This is a genomic window from Psychroserpens sp. (assembly GCF_045105015.1).
In the GTDB taxonomy this organism is placed as follows: domain Bacteria; phylum Bacteroidota; class Bacteroidia; order Flavobacteriales; family Flavobacteriaceae; genus Psychroserpens.
On the sequence record NZ_JBGCCX010000063.1, the window covers coordinates 1 to 23,013 of the forward strand.

Annotated in this window: 12 protein-coding genes and 1 pseudogene; 11 read left to right on the forward strand and 2 right to left on the reverse strand. The window is 33.5% G+C overall.

Translation table 11 applies throughout. From position 1 onward, the window contains the following. The 11 genes and pseudogenes from AB8B90_RS05010 to AB8B90_RS05060 form a co-directional block, all read left to right on the forward strand. Positions 1-442 (forward strand): annotated as a pseudogene (locus tag AB8B90_RS05010) (acyl-[acyl-carrier-protein]--UDP-N-acetylglucosamine O-acyltransferase); the annotation flags it as partial. A 59-nt stretch (positions 443-501) separates the two neighbouring features. After that, positions 502-1,068 (forward strand): elongation factor P, encoded by a 567-nt coding sequence (efp, locus tag AB8B90_RS05015; RefSeq protein WP_405334292.1) that lies wholly within the window; start codon positions 502-504, stop codon positions 1,066-1,068. Beyond that, the gene (locus AB8B90_RS05020; protein ID WP_405334295.1) at positions 1,068-2,006 is read left to right on the forward strand and encodes a UDP-3-O-(3-hydroxymyristoyl)glucosamine N-acyltransferase; all 939 of its coding nucleotides are present in this window, start codon (positions 1,068-1,070) and stop codon (positions 2,004-2,006) included. The genes efp and AB8B90_RS05020 overlap by 1 nt, the downstream gene beginning before the upstream one ends. Further along, positions 2,003-2,407, forward strand: coding sequence for a nuclear transport factor 2 family protein (locus AB8B90_RS05025; RefSeq protein WP_405334296.1), 405 nt, complete (start codon positions 2,003-2,005; stop codon positions 2,405-2,407). Before AB8B90_RS05020 ends, AB8B90_RS05025 begins: the two co-directional genes overlap by 4 nt. Before the next feature lie 82 nt (positions 2,408-2,489). Further along, entirely contained in the window at positions 2,490-3,362 is an 873-nt protein-coding gene (sucD, locus tag AB8B90_RS05030) for a succinate--CoA ligase subunit alpha (RefSeq protein WP_405334298.1), read from the forward strand. A gap of 104 nt (positions 3,363-3,466) precedes the next feature. Next, positions 3,467-6,439, forward strand: coding sequence for a M16 family metallopeptidase (locus AB8B90_RS05035; RefSeq protein ID WP_405334300.1), 2,973 nt, complete (start codon positions 3,467-3,469; stop codon positions 6,437-6,439). Between the two features lie 111 nt (positions 6,440-6,550). Beyond that, positions 6,551-9,823 carry a WD40/YVTN/BNR-like repeat-containing protein gene (locus AB8B90_RS05040; protein ID WP_405334302.1) on the forward strand — a complete coding sequence of 1,091 codons (3,273 nt, stop codon included), beginning with the start codon at positions 6,551-6,553 and terminating at the stop codon, positions 9,821-9,823. 129 nt (positions 9,824-9,952) lie between these two features. Continuing rightward, entirely contained in the window at positions 9,953-10,501 is a 549-nt protein-coding gene (locus AB8B90_RS05045) for a DUF4251 domain-containing protein (protein ID WP_405334304.1), read from the forward strand. A 135-nt stretch (positions 10,502-10,636) separates the two neighbouring features. After that, positions 10,637-11,191 carry a Pycsar system effector family protein gene (locus AB8B90_RS05050; protein WP_405334306.1) on the forward strand — a complete coding sequence of 185 codons (555 nt, stop codon included), beginning with the start codon at positions 10,637-10,639 and terminating at the stop codon, positions 11,189-11,191. A gap of 50 nt (positions 11,192-11,241) precedes the next feature. Beyond that, positions 11,242-11,865, forward strand: a complete 624-nt coding sequence (locus tag AB8B90_RS05055) for a hypothetical protein (RefSeq protein WP_405334308.1) — start codon at positions 11,242-11,244, stop codon at positions 11,863-11,865. A 21-nt stretch (positions 11,866-11,886) separates the two neighbouring features. Next, on the forward strand, positions 11,887-13,725 hold the full coding sequence (locus AB8B90_RS05060; protein ID WP_405334310.1) for an adenylate/guanylate cyclase domain-containing protein: 1,839 nt from the start codon (positions 11,887-11,889) through the stop codon (positions 13,723-13,725). A 25-nt stretch (positions 13,726-13,750) separates the two neighbouring features. On the opposite strand, the gene AB8B90_RS05065 is transcribed toward AB8B90_RS05060, so the two are convergent. Then, entirely contained in the window at positions 13,751-14,755 is a 1,005-nt protein-coding gene (locus AB8B90_RS05065; RefSeq protein ID WP_405334312.1) for a type IX secretion system membrane protein PorP/SprF, read from the reverse strand. 28 nt (positions 14,756-14,783) lie between these two features. Beyond that, the gene (locus AB8B90_RS05070; RefSeq protein ID WP_405334314.1) at positions 14,784-23,006 is read right to left on the reverse strand and encodes a T9SS type B sorting domain-containing protein; all 8,223 of its coding nucleotides are present in this window, start codon (positions 23,004-23,006) and stop codon (positions 14,784-14,786) included. Between the last annotated feature and the right edge of the window lie 7 nt (positions 23,007-23,013).

A 23,013-nucleotide genomic window follows, 5' to 3' on the forward strand; every position in this document is an offset into this window, starting at 1 on the left:
TGTAGCTCACGATTGTATCGTTGGTAATAACTGTATTTTTTCTAATAATAGCACACTAGCTGGACATATTAATGTAGGAGATTATGTTGTTTTAGCAGGAATGACAGCTGTTCATCAGTTTTGCTCTATTGGTAACCATGCCTTTGTCACTGGTGGTTCTTTAGTAAGAAAAGATGTCCCACCTTTTGTGAAAGCAGGTCGTGAACCATTGTCTTATGTTGGAATTAATTCGGTTGGATTACGTCGTCGAGGATTTTCAACTGAAAAAATAAGAGAGATTCAAGATATATATAGAATGCTCTATCAAAAAAATTATAATAATACCCAAGCTTCAGATTTAATTGAAGCTGAAATGGAAGCTACTACTGAACGAGATGAAATTCTTCAGTTTATAAAGAATTCACATCGTGGAATCATGAAAGGGTATTTCAAATCAAATTAATTAAAATAAGATTGAATAACCACATAACAAGCTAGTTATTAGCTAAATAAAATAAATTTATGGCAAGTACTTCAGATATAAGAAACGGATTATGCATCAAATACAATAATGATATCTATAAAATTATAGAGTTCCTTCATGTAAAGCCTGGTAAAGGTCCAGCTTTTGTGAGAACTAAAATGAAAAGTGTTACAACTGGAAAAGTTTTGGATAATACATTTTCAGCGGGTCATAAAATTGAAGATGTTCGTGTTGAAACTCATAAGTTTCAATACTTATACAATGATGGTGAATTCTATCATTTTATGAATGAAGCTGATTATACTCAAATACGATTACTAGAAGCGGCACTAGACAGACCAGATTTAATGAAAGAAGGTCAAATAGTTACCATACTTATCAATACTGAAGATAACATGCCACTCTCAGTAGATATGCCTGCAACAGTAATTTTAGAGGTTACTGCGACTGAACCTGGTGTAAAAGGCAATACTGCTACTAATGCAACTAAACCTGCAACTGTAGAAACTGGAGCTGAAGTAAATGTCCCTTTATTTATTAATGAAGGTGATAAAATTAAAGTTGAAACCGATAAAGGAACCTACAAAGAACGTATTAAGGAATAATGAAATTTCCTAAACCTCATACACTTAAAGAGATTGCAACTATTATTTCTACAGAATATGTAGGAGCTGATGATTTTCCTGTTTTAGGAATGAATGAAATTCATGTGGTTGAAGCTGGAGATATTGTTTTTGTAGATCATCCTAAATATTATGATAAGGCCTTAGAATCTGCAGCTACAATTGTACTTATTAATAAACAAGTAGAATGTCCGGAAGGAAAAGCATTACTGATCAGTGATGATCCGTTTAGAGATTTCAATAAACTTACAAAATATTTTAAACCTTTTCAATCTTCTGAAGCTTCCATTTCTACTTCAGCTAAAATTGGACAAAATACTGTAATACAACCTAATACATTTATTGGAAATAACGTAGTTATTGGAGATGATTGTATCATACATTCTAATGTTAGCGTATATGATGATGCTGTGATAGGAAATAATGTAACCATACACTCAGGCACTGTTTTAGGAGCTAACGGCTTTTATTATAAGAAGCGCCCAGAGGGTTATGATCAGTTATTATCTGGTGGTAGAGTGGTTATTGGTAATCATGTAGATATTGGTGCTTCATGTACTATAGATAAAGGAGTTACAGGTGATACTACCATTGGTGATGGATCTAAGCTTGATAATCAAATTCAAGTTGGTCATGATACCATTATAGGAAAAAAATGTCTAATTGCCTCTCAAACTGGAATTGCTGGTTGTGTTGTTATTGAAGATGAAGTGACTATTTGGGGACAAGTTGGAACAGCTAGTGGAATCACTATTGGAAAAGGTGCTGTTGTTCAAGCTCAAGCTGGTGTTACCAAATCTATTGAAGGTAATAAAGTGTATTGGGGAACTCCAATACAAGAAGCGCGATTAGAATTAAAACGATTGGCTTCAATTAAACAGATACCAAGAATTTTAGAAGAATTAAAAAAACTGAAATGATAGCAAAACAGGTAGTCAAACGATTTTATAATTCAGACATAGCAAAAGACACAAATATTATGGACTTTTTCCATAAGAATTGTGAGCTAAAATGGAATAGTAGCAAAGGATACAGAACAATGAATTTTGAAGGTATTCAAGAAATGTTACAAGGCATTCAAAAGTCGTATCACTCTTTTAAATATAGAGTTAGCCATCTTTTAGAAGACGATAACATCATAACAACTAGATTTACAGTTTACGCTACAACAATTGAACGTCCCGAAAAAGAAGAAGCTTTAGCACATTTTATTTCAATTTGGGAAGTTAAAGATGATAAATTATATAAAGGTTTTGAAATAAGCCAGTTGGCAGATATCAGTGCTGAGAGTTTAAATTCTTATGCAGAAATAAAAGTCTAAAAAGATTTAAAAATCACTGACAAAAACTTATTTTTGCAAAACGAATTAGCAATTTAAAATTCAATAAAAAAAACAAACACAAATGAGCGTTTTAGTTAATAAAAATTCGAAAATTATAGTACAAGGTTTTACTGGTAGTGAAGGTACGTTTCATGCAGGTCAAATGATTGATTATGGAACCAATGTCGTTGGAGGTGTGACACCAGGAAAAGGAGGACAGACACATTTAGACAAACCTGTTTTTAATACAGTTCAAGAAGCCGTAGATAAAGTAGGAGCAGATACAACTATAATATTTGTTCCACCTGCATTTGCAGCCGATGCTATTATGGAAGCTGCTGAAGCTGGCATCAAAGTAATTATTACTATTACTGAAGGTATCCCAGTTGCAGATATGATTAAAGCCTCAGATTATATTAAAAACAAAGATTGTAGATTAATAGGCCCTAATTGTCCTGGAGTTATTACTCCTGAAGAAGCTAAAGTGGGAATCATGCCTGGATTTGTATTCAAAAAAGGAAGAGTAGGTATTGTCTCAAAATCAGGTACGTTAACTTACGAAGCTGCTGATCAAGTTGTAAAACAAGGTTTAGGAATAACAACTGCTATTGGTATTGGAGGAGATCCAATCATTGGAACTACAACAAAAGATGCTGTTGAATTATTAATCAATGATTCTGAAACTGAGTGTGTTGTTATGATAGGTGAAATAGGTGGGCAGTTAGAAGCAGATGCAGCTAAGTGGTATCAAAATAGTGGAAGTAAAAAACCAGTTGTAGGATTTATTGCTGGAGAAACTGCTCCTGCTGGTCGTACTATGGGACATGCAGGTGCAATTGTAGGAGGAAGTGATGATACTGCTCAAGCCAAAAAAGCTATCATGAGAGCGTGTGGAATTCACGTTGTAGATTCACCTGCAGAAATAGGAAAAAAAGTAGCAGAAGTGATAAGTTAAGCTACTGTTAAAATATATATAAAAACATCACGTTATCATTCCGTTAGCTTTATTTTAGCTAGCGGAATTTTATTTTAAATCAAATTAACAACTATCACTATCACATGAAGTACATCAAATTATTTGTTTTGGTTGCATTTGTAGCATTAGCTTACAATTGTAAAACTGAAAACACCAAGAAAGATTTGGCTTATGCAGTCGAGTCACAAAATGATGCTAATGGTTTTTCATACGAAACTGTAGCTAACGATCCAACAGGTTTACGCTTATATACTTTAGACAATGGCCTTAAAGTGTATTTAAGTAAAAACAGTGACGAGCCTAAAATTCAAACTTACATCGCAGTTAGAGCTGGTTCAAATTATGATCCGAAGGAATCAACTGGTCTTGCTCATTATTTAGAGCATATGGTTTTCAAGGGTACTAGCGAAATTGGAACTATAGATTGGGAAAAAGAGAAAGCGTATTTAGATCAAATTTCAGATTTATATGAACAGCATAGAGCTGAGTCAGATCCAGCTAAAAAATTAGAAATTTATAAAACAATTGATGAAGTTTCTTTAGAGGCTTCTAATTACAGTGTTGCAAACGAGTATGATAAAATGACAAGTTCTCTTGGAGCTACAGGAACAAATGCTCATACTTGGTTTGAAGAAACAGTATATAAGAATAAAATTCCAGCTAACGAGCTTGAAAAATGGTTGACCTTAGAGAGCGAGCGTTTTAGTGAGCTAGTATTGCGTTTGTTCCATACAGAGTTAGAAGCTGTTTTCGAAGAGTTCAATAGAGGTCAAGATAATGATGGTAGAAAGCGTTATGCAGCAATGTTAGAAGGTTTGTTTCCAAACCATCCTTACGGACAACAATCTACGATTGGTATTGCTGATCATTTAAAAAATCCTTCGCTAGTTGATATTAACAATTATTTTGATAAGTACTATGTGCCAAATAATATGGCTATGGTTCTTGTAGGTGATTTAGATTTTGAATCTACAATTCAAAAAGTGAACGAGAGCTTCGGAAAGTTAGAGAAAAAAGAAGTTGTACATCCAACACTTCCAAAAGAGGAACCTATCACTTCTCCTGTTGTAAATGAAGTATTTGGACCTACAGCAGAAAGCGTTTCTATTGCATTTAGATCTCAAGGGGTTAATACTCAAGAGGAAAAATTAATGACAGTTGCTGATATGATTTTAGCTAATGGGAATGCAGGTCTAATTGACTTAAACTTAAACCAGAAACAGGCTGTTCAGTATGCTGGATGTTCTCCAACCTTTCTAAATGATTATGGATACCATTCTTTTAGTGGTGCACCAAAAGAAGGTCAAACATTAGATGAAGTTAAAGATTTATTATTAGGTCAAATTGAAAAATTAAAGAAAGGTGAGTTTGAAGATTGGATGATTGATGCAGTTGTAAACGATTTGAAATTAAGTCAAACACAACAATATGAAAATAGTACAGCTTTAGCTTCTATGTACTATAATGCATTTATTCACCATGAAAATTGGGATAGAAAAGTGAAATTTTTAGACGATTTAAAAAAGGTAACAAAACAAGATGTTATGGATTTTGCAAATCGTTTCTACAAGGATAATTACGTAGTTACTTACAAACGTCAAGGTGAAGATAATTCTATTGTTAAAGTAGCCAATCCTGGTATTACTCCAGTGAATGTTAACAGAGACAAAAGCTCTCAATACATGAAAGATTTTAATAAATTAGAATCTGACCCTCTACAACCTAAATTTGTTGATTACAAAGATGCAATTAAAGAAACAACAATGGACAACGGTATTAAGGTATCTTATATCGAAAATGAATTGAATGATTTATTTGATATGAATATTATCTTCGATATGGGAAGTGATAACGATAAAAAATTATCATTCGCTGTGGGTTATATGGAGTATTTAGGTACCGATAAATATTCTGCTGAAGAGATAAAAAAAGAATTTTATAAGTTAGGGATTAAATACTATGTAAGCTCTACTGCTGATAAATCTTATGTTGGTTTAAACGGTTTAAAAGAGAATTTACCTAAAGGGCTTGAATTACTTGAACACTTATGGGCTAATGCAATTCCAGATCCAGAAGCTTATAATAGCTACGTAGACCAAACCTTAAAAGCTAGACAAGATGGAAAATCACAAAAAGGAAATATTCTTAGAAATGGTCTCTTAAATTATGGTAAATATGGTGAGAACTCTCGTTTAAGAAACATCATGCAAGCCAATGAATTAAAAGAAACAGATCCACAAGTCTTGGTTGACATTGTAAAAGACTTAAAAAATTATAAACAACGAATCTTTTATTATGGTAAAGATGTTGATGCTGCATTAACAGCTTTAAATACTAGTCATGTTGTACCTTCAGAACTTAAAGATTATTCAGAGCCAATGGTTTACACTGAAAAAGAAACAGGAGGTAATGTATACTATGTGGATTTTGATATGGTTCAAGCTGAAATGATGTTTTTAGCAAAAGGTGAGCCTTTTAAAGCAGAAAATATGGCTGCATCAACTTTGTTCAACACATATTTTGGTGGAGGTTTATCTTCGATTGTTTTTCAAGAGATAAGAGAATCTAAGTCTTTGGCATATTCTGCTTGGTCTAGTTATAGTACAGCAAGAAAGAAAGATGATTCTAACTATGTAATGGCATATATTGGAACGCAAGCAAATAAAATGCCTCAAGCTGTTGAAGCAATGATGGAACTTATGACTAATATGCCTGAGGCAGAAGAGCAATTCAACGCTGCTAAAGAAGCAACGCTTAAAAAATTAGCTGCACAACGTATCACAAAATCAAATATTTTCTGGAATTATGAACGCCTTCAACAGTTAGGTATTGATAACGATAACAGAAAAGAGATGTATGATACTATTAAAAATATGACAATGGACGATTTACGTGATTTCTTCAACACTAATATTAGTGGAGAAAGTTACAACGTAATGGTTATTGGAAATAAAAATGATATTGACTTTAATTCTCTTGGTAAACTTGGAAAAGTTCAAGAAATGGATGTTGACTATCTGTTTAATTATGACCAACCTGAAGAGGTTAAAATGTAATCATAAAAACATCAAATTTTTAAAAAGACAGCTTCATTTCGAAGCTGTCTTTTTTGTTTAAAACCAAATTACTTTCATATCTTTAGCTTCTTATTAAAACTAATCAAAAACATGAAAAAATCAATCTTTATCTATCTTCTTTGTTCTTTGTTTTGTCTGCAATCTGTTGTAGCTCAAAAATCAAAAAAAGAGGACAAACAACCTCTAGATGGCATTAAAATTAACGGTTTAAAATGGCGAAATATTGGTCCATCTTTAACTTCAGGACGTATTTCTGATGTTGCAGTAAATCCAAATAACCCTTTTGAATATTATGTTGCTGCTTCGGCTGGTGGTGTATGGAAAACAGTAAACTCTGGTGTAACATTTACACCTATTTTTGATAATGAAGGGTCTTACTCAATTGGTTGTATTACAATAGATCCTAATAATCCAAATGTCCTCTGGGTTGGAACAGGTGAAAATAACAACCAGCGTTCTGTGTCTTTTGGAGATGGTGTTTATAAGTCTACTGATGGAGGAGCTACTTGGAAACATATGGGTTTAAAAACCTCAGAGCATATAGGAAAAATTATTGTGCATCCAGACGATTCTAATGTAGTTTTTGTAGCTGCAATCGGACCATTATGGAGCAAAGGTGGAGATCGTGGTTTATATAAAACTACAGATGGTGGAACAACTTGGGAATCTGTTATTACAGTTGATGAACATACAGGTGTTAACGATGTCGTAATGGATCCAAGAAATCCTGATGTACTTTATGCGTCTACTTTACAGCGTAGAAGGCATGTGTATACTTACGTTGGTGGTGGACCAGGTTCTGGACTTCATAAAAGTTCTGATGGAGGAAAAACTTGGATGAAAAGTCAAAAGGGATTGCCTTCTGTAGAATTAGGTAGAATTGGATTATCTATTTCTCCTGCTGATCCTGAAATTGTATATGCTATTGTTGAAGCTGCTGATGGTAAAGGAGGGTTTTTCGCTTCAACTAATAGAGGTGCTAGTTGGGAAAAACGTAGTTCACATAAAACAAGTGGTAATTACTACCAAGAAATTATTGCAGATCCAGTAGATCCAAACACTATTTATTCTATGGATACTTGGATGGCAGTAAGTCATGATGGTGGACGAAGTTTTCAAAAAGTAGGAGAGGTATTTAAGCATGTTGATAATCATTGCATGTGGATTGATCCCAATAACAATCAGCATTGGTTAGTTGGATGTGATGGTGGAATGTACGAAACCTTTGATGCTGCTAAAACTTGGGATTTTAAAGAAAATATTCCTGTGACTCAATTTTATAAAGTGGCTGTTGATAATGACTATCCATTTTATAATGTATATGGAGGAACGCAGGATAATTTTAGTATTGGTGGACCATCTAGAGTCTTAACAAATCATGGAATTACTAATTTTGATTGGTTTATTACAAATGGAGGCGATGGATTTGAATCACAGATTGATCCTGAAAACCCTAATATTGTTTATGCACAATCACAATACGGTTACTTAGTTCGTTATGATAAATTAAGCGGTGAAATTATGGGTATACAACCAGCAGAACGCGACGGTGAAGATGCTTATCGTTTTAATTGGGATTCGCCATTAGTTGTAAGTCGTCATCAATCTGGTCGTTTATATTTTGCAGCTAATAAAGTGTTTAGATCTGATGACTACGGAAACAGTTGGGAAGTAATTAGTGATGATTTATCGCAGCAAATTGATAGAAACACCCTAAAAGTTTATGATCGTGTTGTTAGTATTGATGCCGTTGCTAAAAATGGTTCTACGTCATTATATGGAAGCGTTGTTGCTTTATCTGAATCACCAATAGATCAAAATTTATTGGCTGCAGGTACAGATGATGGATTGGTTTATATTTCTGAAAATGGAGGAAGTTCTTGGAGAAAAATTTCAAATATTCCAGGTGCACCAAATCAATCGTATGTAAATTCTGTATACCTATCTAAGCATGATGCTAATGTTGTTTATGTTGCGTTCAACCATCATAAATATGGAGATTTTAAACCTTATATCTTTAAATCTTCTGATAAAGGGAATACTTGGAAAAACATCAGTAGCAACTTACCTAAAGGAAGTGTGTATGCAATAGAAGAAGATCATGTTAATCAAAATTTAATTTTCTGTGGTACTGAATATGGTGCATTCTTTTCACCAACTCAAGGTGAGCGTTGGAAGGAATTATCGTCAGGATTACCAACAATTGCTGTAAGAGATATTGCCATTCAAGAGCGTGAAAATGATTTAGTTTTAGGAACTTTCGGAAGAGGATTTTATGTTTTAGATGATTATTCAGCATTACGAACTATTAAAAACAGTAAGCCTTCAGAAACAGCAATATTATATCCTGTTCGTGAAGCACTAAGTTGGGAACGTAGTTCACCCCTTGGTTTGCCTGGAAAAGCGTTCCAAGGAGATAATTTTTTCACTGCTGAGAATTTAGGGCCTGAAGCAATGATTACGTATTATTATAACGATTCGTACAAGTCATTGAAAGATCAGCGTTCAGAAAAAGAAAAGAAACTAATTAACGATAAGAAGGACACTCCTTATCCATCTTATACAGACTTAAAAACTGAGCGTGAAGAAGATAAACCTCAACTTGTATTTACGATTAAAAATAGTTCTGGAAGAGTCGTTAAAAAAGAATTTAAAATGCCTAAAGAAGGAGTACAACGTTTCCATTGGGATTTAAGGTATACATTGCCAAATCCTATAGATTTAAGTTCATCTTCATTTTATAACCCATGGGCCGCAGTTGACGAAGGAACTTTAGTAGAACCTGGAACGTATACTGTGCAAATGGATCTATTTGAAAACGGAAGTATGACCTCATTAGTTGGTCCAAAATCATTTTCAGTAAAGGCTCTTAAAAATACTGTAATGCCAGCTGATGATAGAACAGCTAAAGTTGCTTTCCAAAAAGAAGTTGCCCAATTAGAAGCTGATTTTGCAGCAACTCAAAAGATTATGAGTGAAACTAATAATAAGTTACGTTACATAAAATCGGCAATTAAACGTTCAGAACAACCTTATGAAACATTAACTAAATCTGTAATGTCAATTGAGGAAAAACTTGATGTGATTAGTGTTGAATTATATGGTGATTCAGTGAAGCGTAGTTTGGATATCAGTCAACCTCAAACTCCTGCAAACAGAATTGGTACAATTAGTTATGAGCAAAAATATTCTACATCAGCACCAACTAATACTCATAAAAGTAGTTTTGCAATTGCAAAAAGAGAAATAACTACAATTAAGAAACGAGTTGAAGCTATTTATAATATTGATATTAAACAATTAGAACAAAAGCTTATAGACTCTGGAGCACCTTACACACCAGGACGAGGTTATAAGAATTAAATCACATTAGTTTTAATGTTGTAAACAATCAGCTGCTAATTTTAGTGGCTGATTTTTTTTCTGTTAAGATTCTTAAAAAGCTACAGTTTTAAAAAGATATTTCATATCTTAATAATTCATATCATGCAAATGAAAACCATTAGTACCTATATATTTTTGATTACTCTTTTAGTGATGTTCTCTTGTGGCTCTAGTAAAACAAAAGCAACTCCAGAACAACTAAATCAATTAAAAACACTAGTTCTGAATAAGAACTTCGAAATTATTTCAGACACAGCTTATCCTCAATCAACTAGTGCTATGAATTCTTTACAAAATTCTGGCTTAATAAGACCTGGGAGTAGTGTAAGTCGAATTAGTTTAGTAGGAAACTCAAATTATTTAAAGATAGTTGGTGATAGTGTTTTTGCAGAATTGCCCTTTTATGGAGAACGTCAAATGAATGTTGCTTACAACGGTTCTAATAGTTCTATTAGTGTAAAAAATCTAATGCAAAATTACATAGTAGAAGAAAACACAGACAATCATAGTTTTAACATTTCCTTTGATGTTAAAAACCGAACCGAAACATTTAGTTTTAACATTACTATCTATCCAAATTTAGACGCTAATATGTTTTTAAATAGTACGTCACGTTTCTCTATTAGGTATTCTGGAATTTCTAGACAATTAGAATAAACTTACAGTTTTCCTATTTTATTTTACTTAGCCGGCTTTTAATTCTATTTGACGGAAAAAGCCTATATTATATCTAAAATTATCTATATTGTAGTCTTGTATTCTATTATTAGTATAAGCTTTATTAAATTATAAATGATTCAAGAAGAACCAACCAACAATTCTGACAAATCAAAAAAAAAGAATAAACAAGATCCAGGAGTATACTTTAGACAGCTTGGTCGTTTAGAAAAACTAAACAAAAGTTCTGAAGTTAAAGCTGGTGTTGTGTTTTCTTTTCACAGTTTAATCATTGGGTTATTTGCAGATAGAATGGATTATTTTAAAGGACTTTTCGATGAAAATCCTTTAATAATTGTATTTACTGCATTGTGGATTATCTCTGCTTTAATCTCAATTTTCTTTGCTTTTAAATGTTTTAAGCCCATAATCATAAATTTAAAATATGATGACAATGTATTTTTCTTTGGAGATGTTGTTTCAAAGTTTGGTAGCATTGAAGCGTATGTAAAACGCGTATTCGAAGTTAATGAAGATAAAATAGAATTGTTTGATCAACTTGCTCAACAAATGCATGTTGAAAGTACTATTGTTGCTACAAAATTCAAAAATGTTCAAAACGCCATTAAATTTTTTATGTTTAGTGTGCTTTTTATTGTCCTTACAATAATCACAATTGCATTCACCTAACAAACTTAAAATATAAAAGCGCTATTAATCAATTATTAATCCAACCAATTATGAAACTTTCAAAATTTATTTTTTTAACATTCCTTAGTATTACATTATTTAACTGTGGTAGTGATGACAGCAGCGATGATGGAGATGACACACCACAACCTCAAGTAATTGTTCCAACGATAACTCTAGATGTTGCTGAAGCAATTTTAAGAACTCCAGGTTCTGATATAACAGATCTAGTAGATTTTGGTCAACCAAATGGCGTAGATACTTCAGAATATCTAGTTGAATTAAGTATTGGTGATATTTATAATCCAGGACAGCCACAAAATCTTGCAACTGGTGAAATGCTATACTATTCTAATTATACATATTTTGAAGAAAACCCTTTAGATCCAGGAGTTTATGACCAATTTATTGATGGTGAAGATCTATTAGGAGTTTATTTTAATGCAGTGTTTCCTGAATCAACAGTTAGTCCTGCCACTATTGAAGATCCTTTTTCTCCAACAGATGATGTTTGGGAATCTTTAGGTCTTGAAATTATAGATGCAGATGACGATGATATCGATTGGAAATATGATCTTGAAGTACTTATAGTTAAAGATGGTACAGCATATGGATACTATACTATTGATCCTAAATTAAGAATTAAAGGAAGAAATACGAATTCACTTAACTAATTTCAATTTTTTGAATCATCAGTGAAGTCATATCATTTCATATCAACACTAAACTCAAAAAAGGTCTATCTTATTATAGGCCTTTTTTGTGCATTTGTACATGTATCAGTTGCTCAAGATCAAGAAGAAAGTGATCGATTAGAAACAATATATAAGAATGGTGATTTTGATGAAAGTGAAGAGCTAAATATCCTAAGAAATCTTGTTGAATCTGAAACAGATGTTGAAAAGATGATTTCTTACAGCTTGCAATTAATTCTTGTAGCTAAAGAAAAAGATTCTGTTTCTTATGAATATTCAGGTTATATGCAAAAAGGAAATGGTCACAAACTACTTAGTGATGTTTCCAAAGCACTTGAGAGTTATTTTGAAGCTTTAGATATAGCTAAGAAAAATAGCCTTATCACTGAGGAAGCTTCCGTAAATATCGCTATAGCAGATGTGTATTCCATCATGGGAGACGAAGAGACCTCATTTCAGTACTATAGAGATGGTTTAAAATTAATGGAATCAGGCTCAGACAGGTTGTCATTGGCGTATGCTCAATTCAATTTTGGCGATGAGTATCTCAATGTGAAAGAATTAGATTCCGCCTTATATTATTTAAATAAAGCTGGTAAAATTTTTGATGAAGAAAATGATGAGAATGGAAAAGCTTATTATTTAGGAAACTTAGGTTTGGTATATGCTGAAAAAGACGATAACGACAAAGCAGAAACTAATATAAATGAAGCCATTGAGTTATTAGAAAAACTAGGTGATTTTTATGGAATAAGTATCTATTTAAGTGCAATGGCTGATATCTATGCTTCAAAAAACGAAAATGGAAAAGCTTATGCAACTCTAAATAAAAGTCTTGATATATCAAAAAAACATGGTCTGAAGGATCAAATTAGTGAAGCGTATTTTCAATTATCTGATGTGTATGGAAACTTTGGAAATCCAAGAAAATCTTTAGAATATTATAAACTCCATATCGTTTATAGAGATAGTGTAAGAGATTTAAAAAGCATTCAAAAGCTTGCTAAAACACAAACTGATTATCAGGTTTCGGAAAAACAGTTAGAAGTTGATTTAGTAAATCAACAAAAGAAAACACAACGCATTATGCTATGGGCTGGTGGAGTGATTTTAGTTTTTATTGGGTTTTTAGCAAATTCTTTGCGTAAGCGTAATAAGTTTATGAAAACAGCAAATAGGGTTATTGCAGAAGAAAAGCAACGTTCTGATGATTTGTTAACTAATATTCTTCCGGAAGAAACTGCAGAAGAGCTTAAAGAACATGGCGAAGTAAAAGCAAAGCAATTTGATTCAGTATCTGTATTATTTACAGATTTTAAAGGCTTTACTGAAGAAGCAGGTAAATTGAGTCCTGAAAAGCTAGTAGAAAGTATTAACTATTACTTCTCTAAGTTTGATGAAATTATTAAAAAATATGAGCTAGAGAAAATTAAAACGATTGGAGATGCCTACATGTGTGCTGGAGGTTTGCCTTTTCCAGTTGAAGATCATACTGCTAAAATGTGTCAGGCTGCGCTAGAAATCACAGAATTTGTTAAAAAAACAAAGCGTAGTATAAATCATAAACTAGCTAAATTTGATATTCGTGTAGGTATTAATACAGGATCTGTTGTAGCAGGTGTTGTTGGAACCACAAAATTTCAGTACGATATTTGGGGAGATGCGGTTAATATTGCAGCTAGAATGGAAAGTTCTGGTGAACCTGGAAAAGTAAATATTAGTGAAAGCACTTATCAAATCCTTAAAAACTATGACGTTTTTCAATTTACACCAAGAGGTGAAATTGAAGCTAAGGGAAAAGGGAAGATACAGATGTATTTTGTAGACTATGTAGATTAAGTTATTGACTAATCATAATGGCACTTTAGTTTCTATTAGTCCCATTATAACGATGTTTTCTATAGCTAGTTCCTCTAGTACAAGCACATTCACTAATACCTTGTAATAAGTTAATACCAATAGTAACCACATGTGTACCTGAATTAAATGTTGAAAGATCATTCATAGTAATTTGGTATGCATATGCAAAATAGAAACCATTTTTCATGATTCCAGCCATTGGCCCTACATTTAATGGTTTAAGAAATTGATCGTTAAGAAAACGGTAAGATCCTCCAACCCAATAGTAGTCACCATCTCTATTGAATTTTCTGTATTTAAAATTTAGGTCAGTGCTTGAACGGTTATCACTATCAAACATTTGAACAAAAATAGAAGGTTCAAATTCTACTGAATTGTTTCTTTTAGGTGAAAATACATACCCAGTATATAATTGATAGTTCAGGAGTTTACTAGGTTCACGTCCTATAAAATCATCAAGATCTTTATTTAAAAAATTATTGGCATTAAAACTGAAATAGAAATCTTTATAGCGATATAAAAATCCAACATCAAAGTTATTATTTGATATTGCTCTGTCATCTGTAACACTGGGATCTACTATTGGAGTTCCGTCACCATTATCAAAATCTTCAATGGCAACTCGAAAACTATTGATGTTATATGAGATTCCAAACGATAAAAATTGTTTTGAGGTATAATCTAAAATTAAATGATGAGCATAAGAGAATTTTACTCCTTTTTGACGTGTATTACCGTTTCTATCATTGTATGCAGATATACCAACACCTGAACGACTTGCAATTCTAAAATCAGCATAAACCGATTGATTGTCTGGAGCGTTTTTAATTCCAACCCATTGTGTTAATCCGTTAGCTCTCACTTTTAGATTATCTCCAATTCCTGCATATGTTGGAGAAATAACAAAGCTGTTATCAGCTAAATATTGTGTCCAAACTGGCAGATTTAATTCTTGTCCATAACTTGAAGTAAAGACTAAAAAAAGAATATATAGTGTAATTTTTTTCATTTCGATTATGTTTATTAGTCTTTAGCTATTATCTGTATAATGTAAAATGTCCCACATATTGTTTGTCTGCAATTGGACTATTAGGGTTAACGACATACCAGTAATCACCAGTTGGTAATTCTGTTCCATTATATCTTCCGTCCCAGTATTCACCTACATTATATGTAGCTACTTTACGACCATATCTATCAAAAATATCGAACGTAAGATTTGGGAAGTCTTCAACACATTCAGGAGCCCATGTGTCTGCAGTACCATCTCCATTTGGTGTGAAATAGTTTGGAATACATGGTCCGATTATAGTAATTTCAATACTTTCTCTAACTTCACAATTAGCACTGTCAATTACGCTAACTGTATACGTGCCCTCTTCAGTAACTATAAAAACATTAGTATCTCCATAATCTTGTCCGTTAAGGAAAAATTGATAGATACCTGTTCCTCCTGTAACTTCAGCAATAAATTCTCCTGGATCATCACCTTCAACTAAAAGAAGTGACAGTGGTTGGTAAGATTCAATATCAAATAATTCTGTTCTTATAATACAACCGTTAGTATGTCTCACATTTATAAAATGATCTGTTCCTGGAGCAACATCATTAAAAATGTTACTTAATTGATATGGACCACCATCTAATGAATAGTCTAATTGTGAAAGGTCTAAAGTCTCAGCGTCTTCCATTGAAACGGTTACCATATTTGTAAGTGAATTATCTTCACATAAATATTCAACTTCTATAATTGGATTGATAACAATTGATTCTGGGAATGTAATATTCCATTCCGTTTCACAACCTTCAGCATCACGTACATAAACGATATGATCACCACCACCTAAGTCTGTAAAGTCAAAACTATTTTGAGTCAAAGCTCCAGTAGTATAAGGTCCATCATAAGTATCTAAACTTACACTGTATGGTAATGTTCCACCTGAAATTTCTATACTAAACTCGCCATTGTTTTGACCATCACAAGTTTCTTCGAATAAAGAGTTAGGGACAATACTTAAAATCACTTGTTCAGGATCTGTTAGTGTAAAATTGAAAGTGACATAGCAACCTAAAGCGTCTTGTACAATGACATCATAAGTACCTGCTGCTAAATTTTCAAAAATATTAGTTTCAAAAAATTGATTCAATTGAGGAGAAATAGCATATTGAATGGTACCTGTTCCTCCTGTTGCATCAATTACTAGCATGCCATCATTGTTTCCGCTACATGTGATATTATTGACATTAAATTCTACTTCAAGAGGATTAGTTGGTTCGACAATAGTAATTGGTGCTGATTGTGTTTCACAATCTCCACTTTCAACAGAAACGATATATGTTCCAGCAATTAATTCTGTGAAAACACCTGGACTGTTTTGAGTTGCAGGAATTGTTGCTCCTGTATTATCTTCCAAAGTGTACACATAATTACCAAGTCCGCCTTGAGCTGATGCAATGATGTTTCCTGTATTATCACCATTACAATTAATTGTAGGATTGTTTGATTCTAAATTAATAGTAAGATTAGGAAGAGGATCAATTGTAATTTCATTCGATGCATTTGCTTCACAACCATTAGCATCTCTTACATAATATTGATATGTTCCAGATGATACTGAAAATGTAATTGATGCATTAAATGTTCCAATAATAGTAGTAAATGAACTATCACTGCTATACGAATATTGGCCTGAACCACCTGTAGCACTTAATGTTAAAGTGGATTCATTTAAACATGTTTGTGTAGTACTAGTAACTAAATTTGCTTGAATAGGAGTAGGTTCAGTGATTTCAATAGCTACAGAAGTTAATTCACAACCAAGACTATCAGTAATGGTAATCGAATAAGTTCCAGCGCTTAAATCACTAAATGTACTTGAAGTTTGTGGACCTGATGTACTAGCTGTTGGTGATAAAATATTTAATGTATAAAGATATTCTGTTCCTTGACCACCAGTCACGTTGTTTGCTGTAATACTTGCATTTTGATCTCCAAAACAGGCTAAGCTAGTGGTGCTCGGCACAAATGTTGCGTTTATTGGATTTGGTTGAATTAGAACCACATTTTCAGAAGCTATACAACCTTCTTCATCTCTAACATTAACGGTGTAATTTCCAGCTGATAAATCTGTAAATGTTCCGTTTGAAGAATATGCTACTGAAGCATCTCCTGTGAGTTCATATTCATAAGTTCCCCAACCACCATTGGCTATTGCAGTAATTGTTCCTTGACTATTATCACATGTAACATTAGAAGTTTCAGAAGCCGTAAGCGTTAAAGTATCTGAAGGAGAAGATATAATTACATTTGATGTTATCTCGCAGAATGGCATTTGAGTTTCAGTAATCACTACTGAAAAACTTCCAGCAGATAGCCCAGAAACTGTTAATGGATTAGTTGATGTATTTGCATTTATAATTCCAGTTACAGAAACTCCAGAGGTATCAAAAACCTCGTAAGTATAAGTTCCAGAATAACCAGATAAATCAATATCAAACGCTCCTGAATTATCTCCAAAACAAGTCACAGAGGTAGGAGTTAGTGTTACAGTAGGCGGAATTGCTTCTTGTATAGCTAGTGTTACATCATTTGTACATGAAGTGATATCATCAGTAATTGTTATGATATAAATCCCTGAAGGAACTCCAGAAAAGATATTTCCAGTTAAACTAATTGAAGCTGGATTCGGACTGATGCTATAAGAATAAGTGCCAGAACCGTTAATTCCAGTTACAGTAATTTCGCCATCATCATCACTACATGTTGTAGTTGAAGTTATATCTGCTGAAATTTCTACAGGTGCAGGAATATCAACAGTCACTAAATTGCCACATCCATTTGAATCTTGAATTTCAATAGTATGTGTTCCAGAAAATAAATTAGAAATTGAAAAAGGTGCTGTTTGCATTTGAAAAGCGCCTCCATTAATACTATAACTATAAGGAGGAATGCCAATTGTGTCTAGAGTGATATCGATCTCAAAATCTCCTTCAGCTACAGTACATATGTTATTCGTAACTGCGGAAATAGCAGGTGTAGGATCCATAGGTAAAATAACAACTGGACTACTTTGAACACAGTTATAAGCATCTAAAACATGGACATAATAATTTCCTGAATCTAAATTAAAGACACTAGTAGATGCCCAAGCTGGATCTGACGCAAGTGGAGCAGTAGCCGAAGTTGTAATTTGATATAAGTAAGGCGCTGTACCATTTTGTGCCACAGCACTTATTGCGCCAGAATTTGCGTTACAGTTTGCATTTTGATCTATAGAAACTGTTAGCTCTAAAAGAAAAGCAGATTCTGTAATATTGAAAGGCGCAGTGATTACACCACAACCTGAATTTGGTCCAGAAGTTTCAGTGATTGATACAAAATAGTTTCCGAAAGGTAAAGGACCTAAATCAGAGATTGAAAGCGAGCTATTTGCAGGAACAGACCCAGAACCAGTGACTCCTGTTGAAATTAAAGTTAATGTATCAAAGATTTCATAATCTACGTTCACAGTATTTCCATAAACACTATTGATTGTAAATGATACATTTCCATCGGCACTTCCTGTACAAGTGATATTGTTAGAACTAACAGCACTTATTACTAATGTTGAGTTTGTTGGTATAGGTGTAGTTGCAGGTTCGTAATAGGTGCAATTTGTAGATGCATCATAAACAATAAATGTATAAGTAATACCTGGAGTTAATCCAGTAAAAGTAGCGGTTTCACTATTAGGAGCATCTTCAGGAATCCAAGTTCCTCCAGGTGGTGGAGGAGGTGTTGTCCCTTGGTAAATATCAAAATAGAAAGGTCCTGAACTTGTCAATGTAGAACCAATACTAACGACAGCTTCACCACCAGTAACACAATCTACAGTAGAAGAAATATTAATAATTAAATCTGTTGGAGGAGAAGCTACTAACACATCCTGAGTTAAAACAGAGCATCCATTAGCATCAACAACATTAATTTCATATAAACCAAAATCTACAACATCAAAATTTACAGATGTTGATCCCGAATTGTTAAGTTCTGAGTTTGAGTATCCATTAGTTCCAGTAACAAAATAGTTGTAAGGTGAAGTTCCACCTGTAACTGAATTTATAATTACTGAACCTTGAGAAACTCCACCAGCACTACATGAGATATCAACAGTAGTATAATCTAAAATGATAGCATCTGGTTCATTAATAGTAATCGTGTCAGTTGCAGTACAAGATTTAGCATCTGTTACAGTAACTGTATATGTTCCTGCTGGTAAGCCTGATGTTTGTGTGCCATAATCTGTAGTTGTTGAATCATTATTGATGTTTATTACAAAAGGAGGCGTTCCAACGGTATTGTCAATTGTAATATCTATCGCACCATTACTATCACCAAAACATAAGATATCTTGAGTTTGTGCTATAACACTTAAAGCTGGAGGTGAAATAGGTTCTACTGTTATTATTGTAGATTCCGCAGTACAACCATTAGCGTCTGTAATTTCAAATTGATATGCTCCAGCTGATGCTGTAGTATAATTAAATGGTGTTCCTGTAGCACCTAGATCAGAATATGGACTTCCATTAATAGAAACTGCATATGTGTAAGGTGATGCTCCAGAAATTGTTCCAGTTATTAGAGCGTCTGGAGAAACTGTACAGTTTAAATCTTCAGTTAAAACAACACTAATTGTAGGATTGACTATTGGAGCAATAGTATATGATTCTAAATACGTACAATCGTTTTCATCTTTTACTTGAAATGTATATGTTCCTGGTTCTAATCCCGAAAACACATTAGATGTTTGGTAAGGTGAAGTGAAACTAGTTGGAGCTATAATTTGATACTCTAAAATTCCTGTTCCACCAACTGTATTAGTAATCGTTACAGTTGATGTGTTTGTTGGACATGTTACAGGCGAATTATCGAATGATAAATCTGTTGGAGGATTTAACGGGTCGATTGTAATGTCATTTGTGACTGAAGTACATGAGTTCGCATCCATTATTGTTATCGTGTACGTTCCAGATGTTAATCCAGAAAACGTATTACTCAATTGAAAATTCATACCATCAATACTGTAAGAGTATGGCGCATCACCACCAGTGACATCAGTTACAGTAATTGTTCCATCAGAATTACAAGTATAGTTTGAAGTCAACTCTGCAGTTCCAGAGATTGCATCTCCTGATAGAATTGTAACTGTTTGTGGAATACTAGTACATATTGTTGTGCCTGTCGAATATTGTACAACAACATCATAATCACCAGCTGTAAGTCCATTGAATACATTTGAATTAATAAATGTTACACCAGCATCAATACTATACTCCAAATTGAAACCGTTAGCAGTGGTAACATTAACAGTTATTGCACCAGAATTAACAGCAGCTGAACATGTAATATCAGTTGTTGTAATATTAAATTCAGGTTCAGGAATGGTATTAACAGTAATTGAAGTGTTTGCACTACAGTTATTAGAATCTACAACTATAATATCGAAAACTCCAGGTGCTGTGACTACAATTTCAGGTACTGTTTGAAAATCTGTAGAACCGTTTACAAAATAGAAATAAGGTGCAGTACCTCCAACAGGGTAAACTGTGATTTCTCCCTCTGAACATGTTAACGGAATTGTTATTGCTGCTGTAACGGTTAATAAATCTGGCTCAATGATTTCAATGTTTTCTGTATAAACACAACCATTTTCAGTTTCAACAGTTGCTGTATAAGTTCCAGGATTTAAATTTTCAAATATGTATGTGTTTTCTAAAATTGGTCCAACACTATTCACTAAGGTTGCACCTTGATATAATGCATAAGAATATTGAGGATCAACATCATTTGCAGCTAATTGAATACTACCTAAGTCACCATTACAGAGCGGTTGTAAAATAGTAGTAGATACTGTAAAATCACGATCTCTGATAAGAACATCAGGTACAGTAAAAATACAAGGGTTTGATGGGACACCAATTTGTCTTACATATACTGTGTAATTTCCAGCCGTATTTACTGAAAATATATTACTCGTTTGAAACGTAATATTGTCTAAACTATATTCGTAGCCAGAAGGGACGTCAAGAACTGTTATACTTCCAGGTGTTGTACAGATAATATCAGTAGCTAGCACTGTTGGCTCAAGTAAATTTTGGTACACATTAAAATAGAATTGCACGAAACAACCACCTTCATAATTGATGGTCAATCTGAATTGTCCTGAAGCATCGGCTAAAAAGTCTGGTCCAGTAGCGACTTCATTCCATGAACATGCATCGTCTTCATTAGCGCAATCTGTGTTAGATACTGCTGTACAACTCGCTTCATCTAACTGTTCCCAGATTATAGATTGCGCACCAGCAATATTAGTTTGTATAAATCTTGAATCGTTTGCACCACATAAAAAGATGTTTGGCAATTCTTTACCGTCATTCGGACATATAACAACTTCATCTGCATAAGGAATGACAGGATTTTGTATTGTTCCACCGAAAAGTTCAACAATGAATGTTTGTTCTATAGATTGACATGGAGCTATAGCATTGTTAAAAGAGTAATAAGTCCCAGTTTCTGTGACAGTAATGGTTTGAGTATTACCGATAACTGGTGTGCCAGTTGGACTAGTTGACCATGTATACGTGTTATAACCACTAGCAGCAGTTAAGTCAACAGTATCACCACATAGCACAATGTTTTCTGTAAATTGACAATCAAGATCTGCTAAGAAATTTGTTGCTTGTGGCGAAAGTAAACAACCTGTGTTACTATTTACACTTGGATCATCTGTAATTTGAAATGTAGGATTAAAAAACCCGTTGTATGTTGCGAATGCTTGATTATTAATAATATTTGAACACGCATCTGCAAGTTTATTGCATTCGTCTACAACCTGAGCTTCAATACGAATTTCATAAACTGGGTCGTTTTCTTCAACTAGAGCATCGTCAATATCAAAAATAAGCTCACGAGTTGTAGGATCGTAACTTGATACTGTAATGCCAGGTGGAAGAATTAAATCATCTGGATAATCAAAAAGAATGTTTGCAGGAAGCACATCTCTTATCTGTAAACTTGTTGCATTATCATTTCCAGTATTCTGAAAACCTATAACATAATTTAATGATGATCCAAGACCCACTTCTTGTCCACCAATATTATTACCAGCATCATCCTCAACAATTTTTGTGAGAACAACATTTGGCTCAATAATTTCAACTGCAAAAGCAAAGAAATAAGGAAAATAAGTGTCACCACTTGTTTCTAACCTAATTGTACCTGAAGTTGCGTCATTAGCAATTACTGAATTTCCTGGATTTGGTACTGCAATTACACCGGTATCAAAACCTAAGGTATTTGAACTGTTTGGTACTCTATTATTTACAGGTGTTGCACTTAGTTGTGTCACCGAACTATTAAAAAAGTTCGAAGCTGGTCGGTCCGCAGTAGATAAACTAATACCATTAAGTCTTAAACGGTCTCCTAATATTGGACTGTCACCTTCTAAGGTTGCAAAAGCAAAGTTTGCTCTTACAGGAGCAGGAGCAGGAACTGTTCTAAAACCATCTACCGGAACATCTAGGTTTGTATTCCCTCCAGGAACACTAATTGCGCTAAACCCGTCAAAACTTGTGATAGATTTTCCTGGTAAAGTAGGATCTTCATAAACTATAAAAAGAGACCATCCAGCAGATTGTCCAGTTCCATTATATGGAGTAAATGTTGATGTTTCACCTACGTCAGAAGATACGTTTGCTACTGTATAAGTACCTAAATCTGTTCCAGTGCCAAAACTTCCTACAATGCTTGTTACATCGGCAAAACAGGCATATGAAAAACTATCTCCACCATCTACAGTTGTGCCATTAGCATCATATATAATTGTACCTTGTATATCATTATATCCACCTACTGGACCTTTGAGTTTTACTTCTGTAATTGGTTCACTTCCTGGATTAACAGCTCCCCAATACAAACCAGCATAAATAATTCTATAACAATTTGGATTTGGGATTTCTAAATCTGCACTAGAAGAACTGAATGTTGAGGCATCTCCATCAATGTCAATGTATTGCATATCAACATTATGATTATACACTGAGTTATCATTAAATGCATTATTGTCTGGTCCTAAAATATTGTTTCCAATAAGGACGATATCTCCTTTTAAATCTTGATTAAACCTAGGTGTAAAAGGTTCGTAATTTTGCGAATGTAGTTGAAGGCCAAAACATAATAGCATAACGATTATGGCAATTCTAGAAAATGTAGGTCTTTTCATGATACTT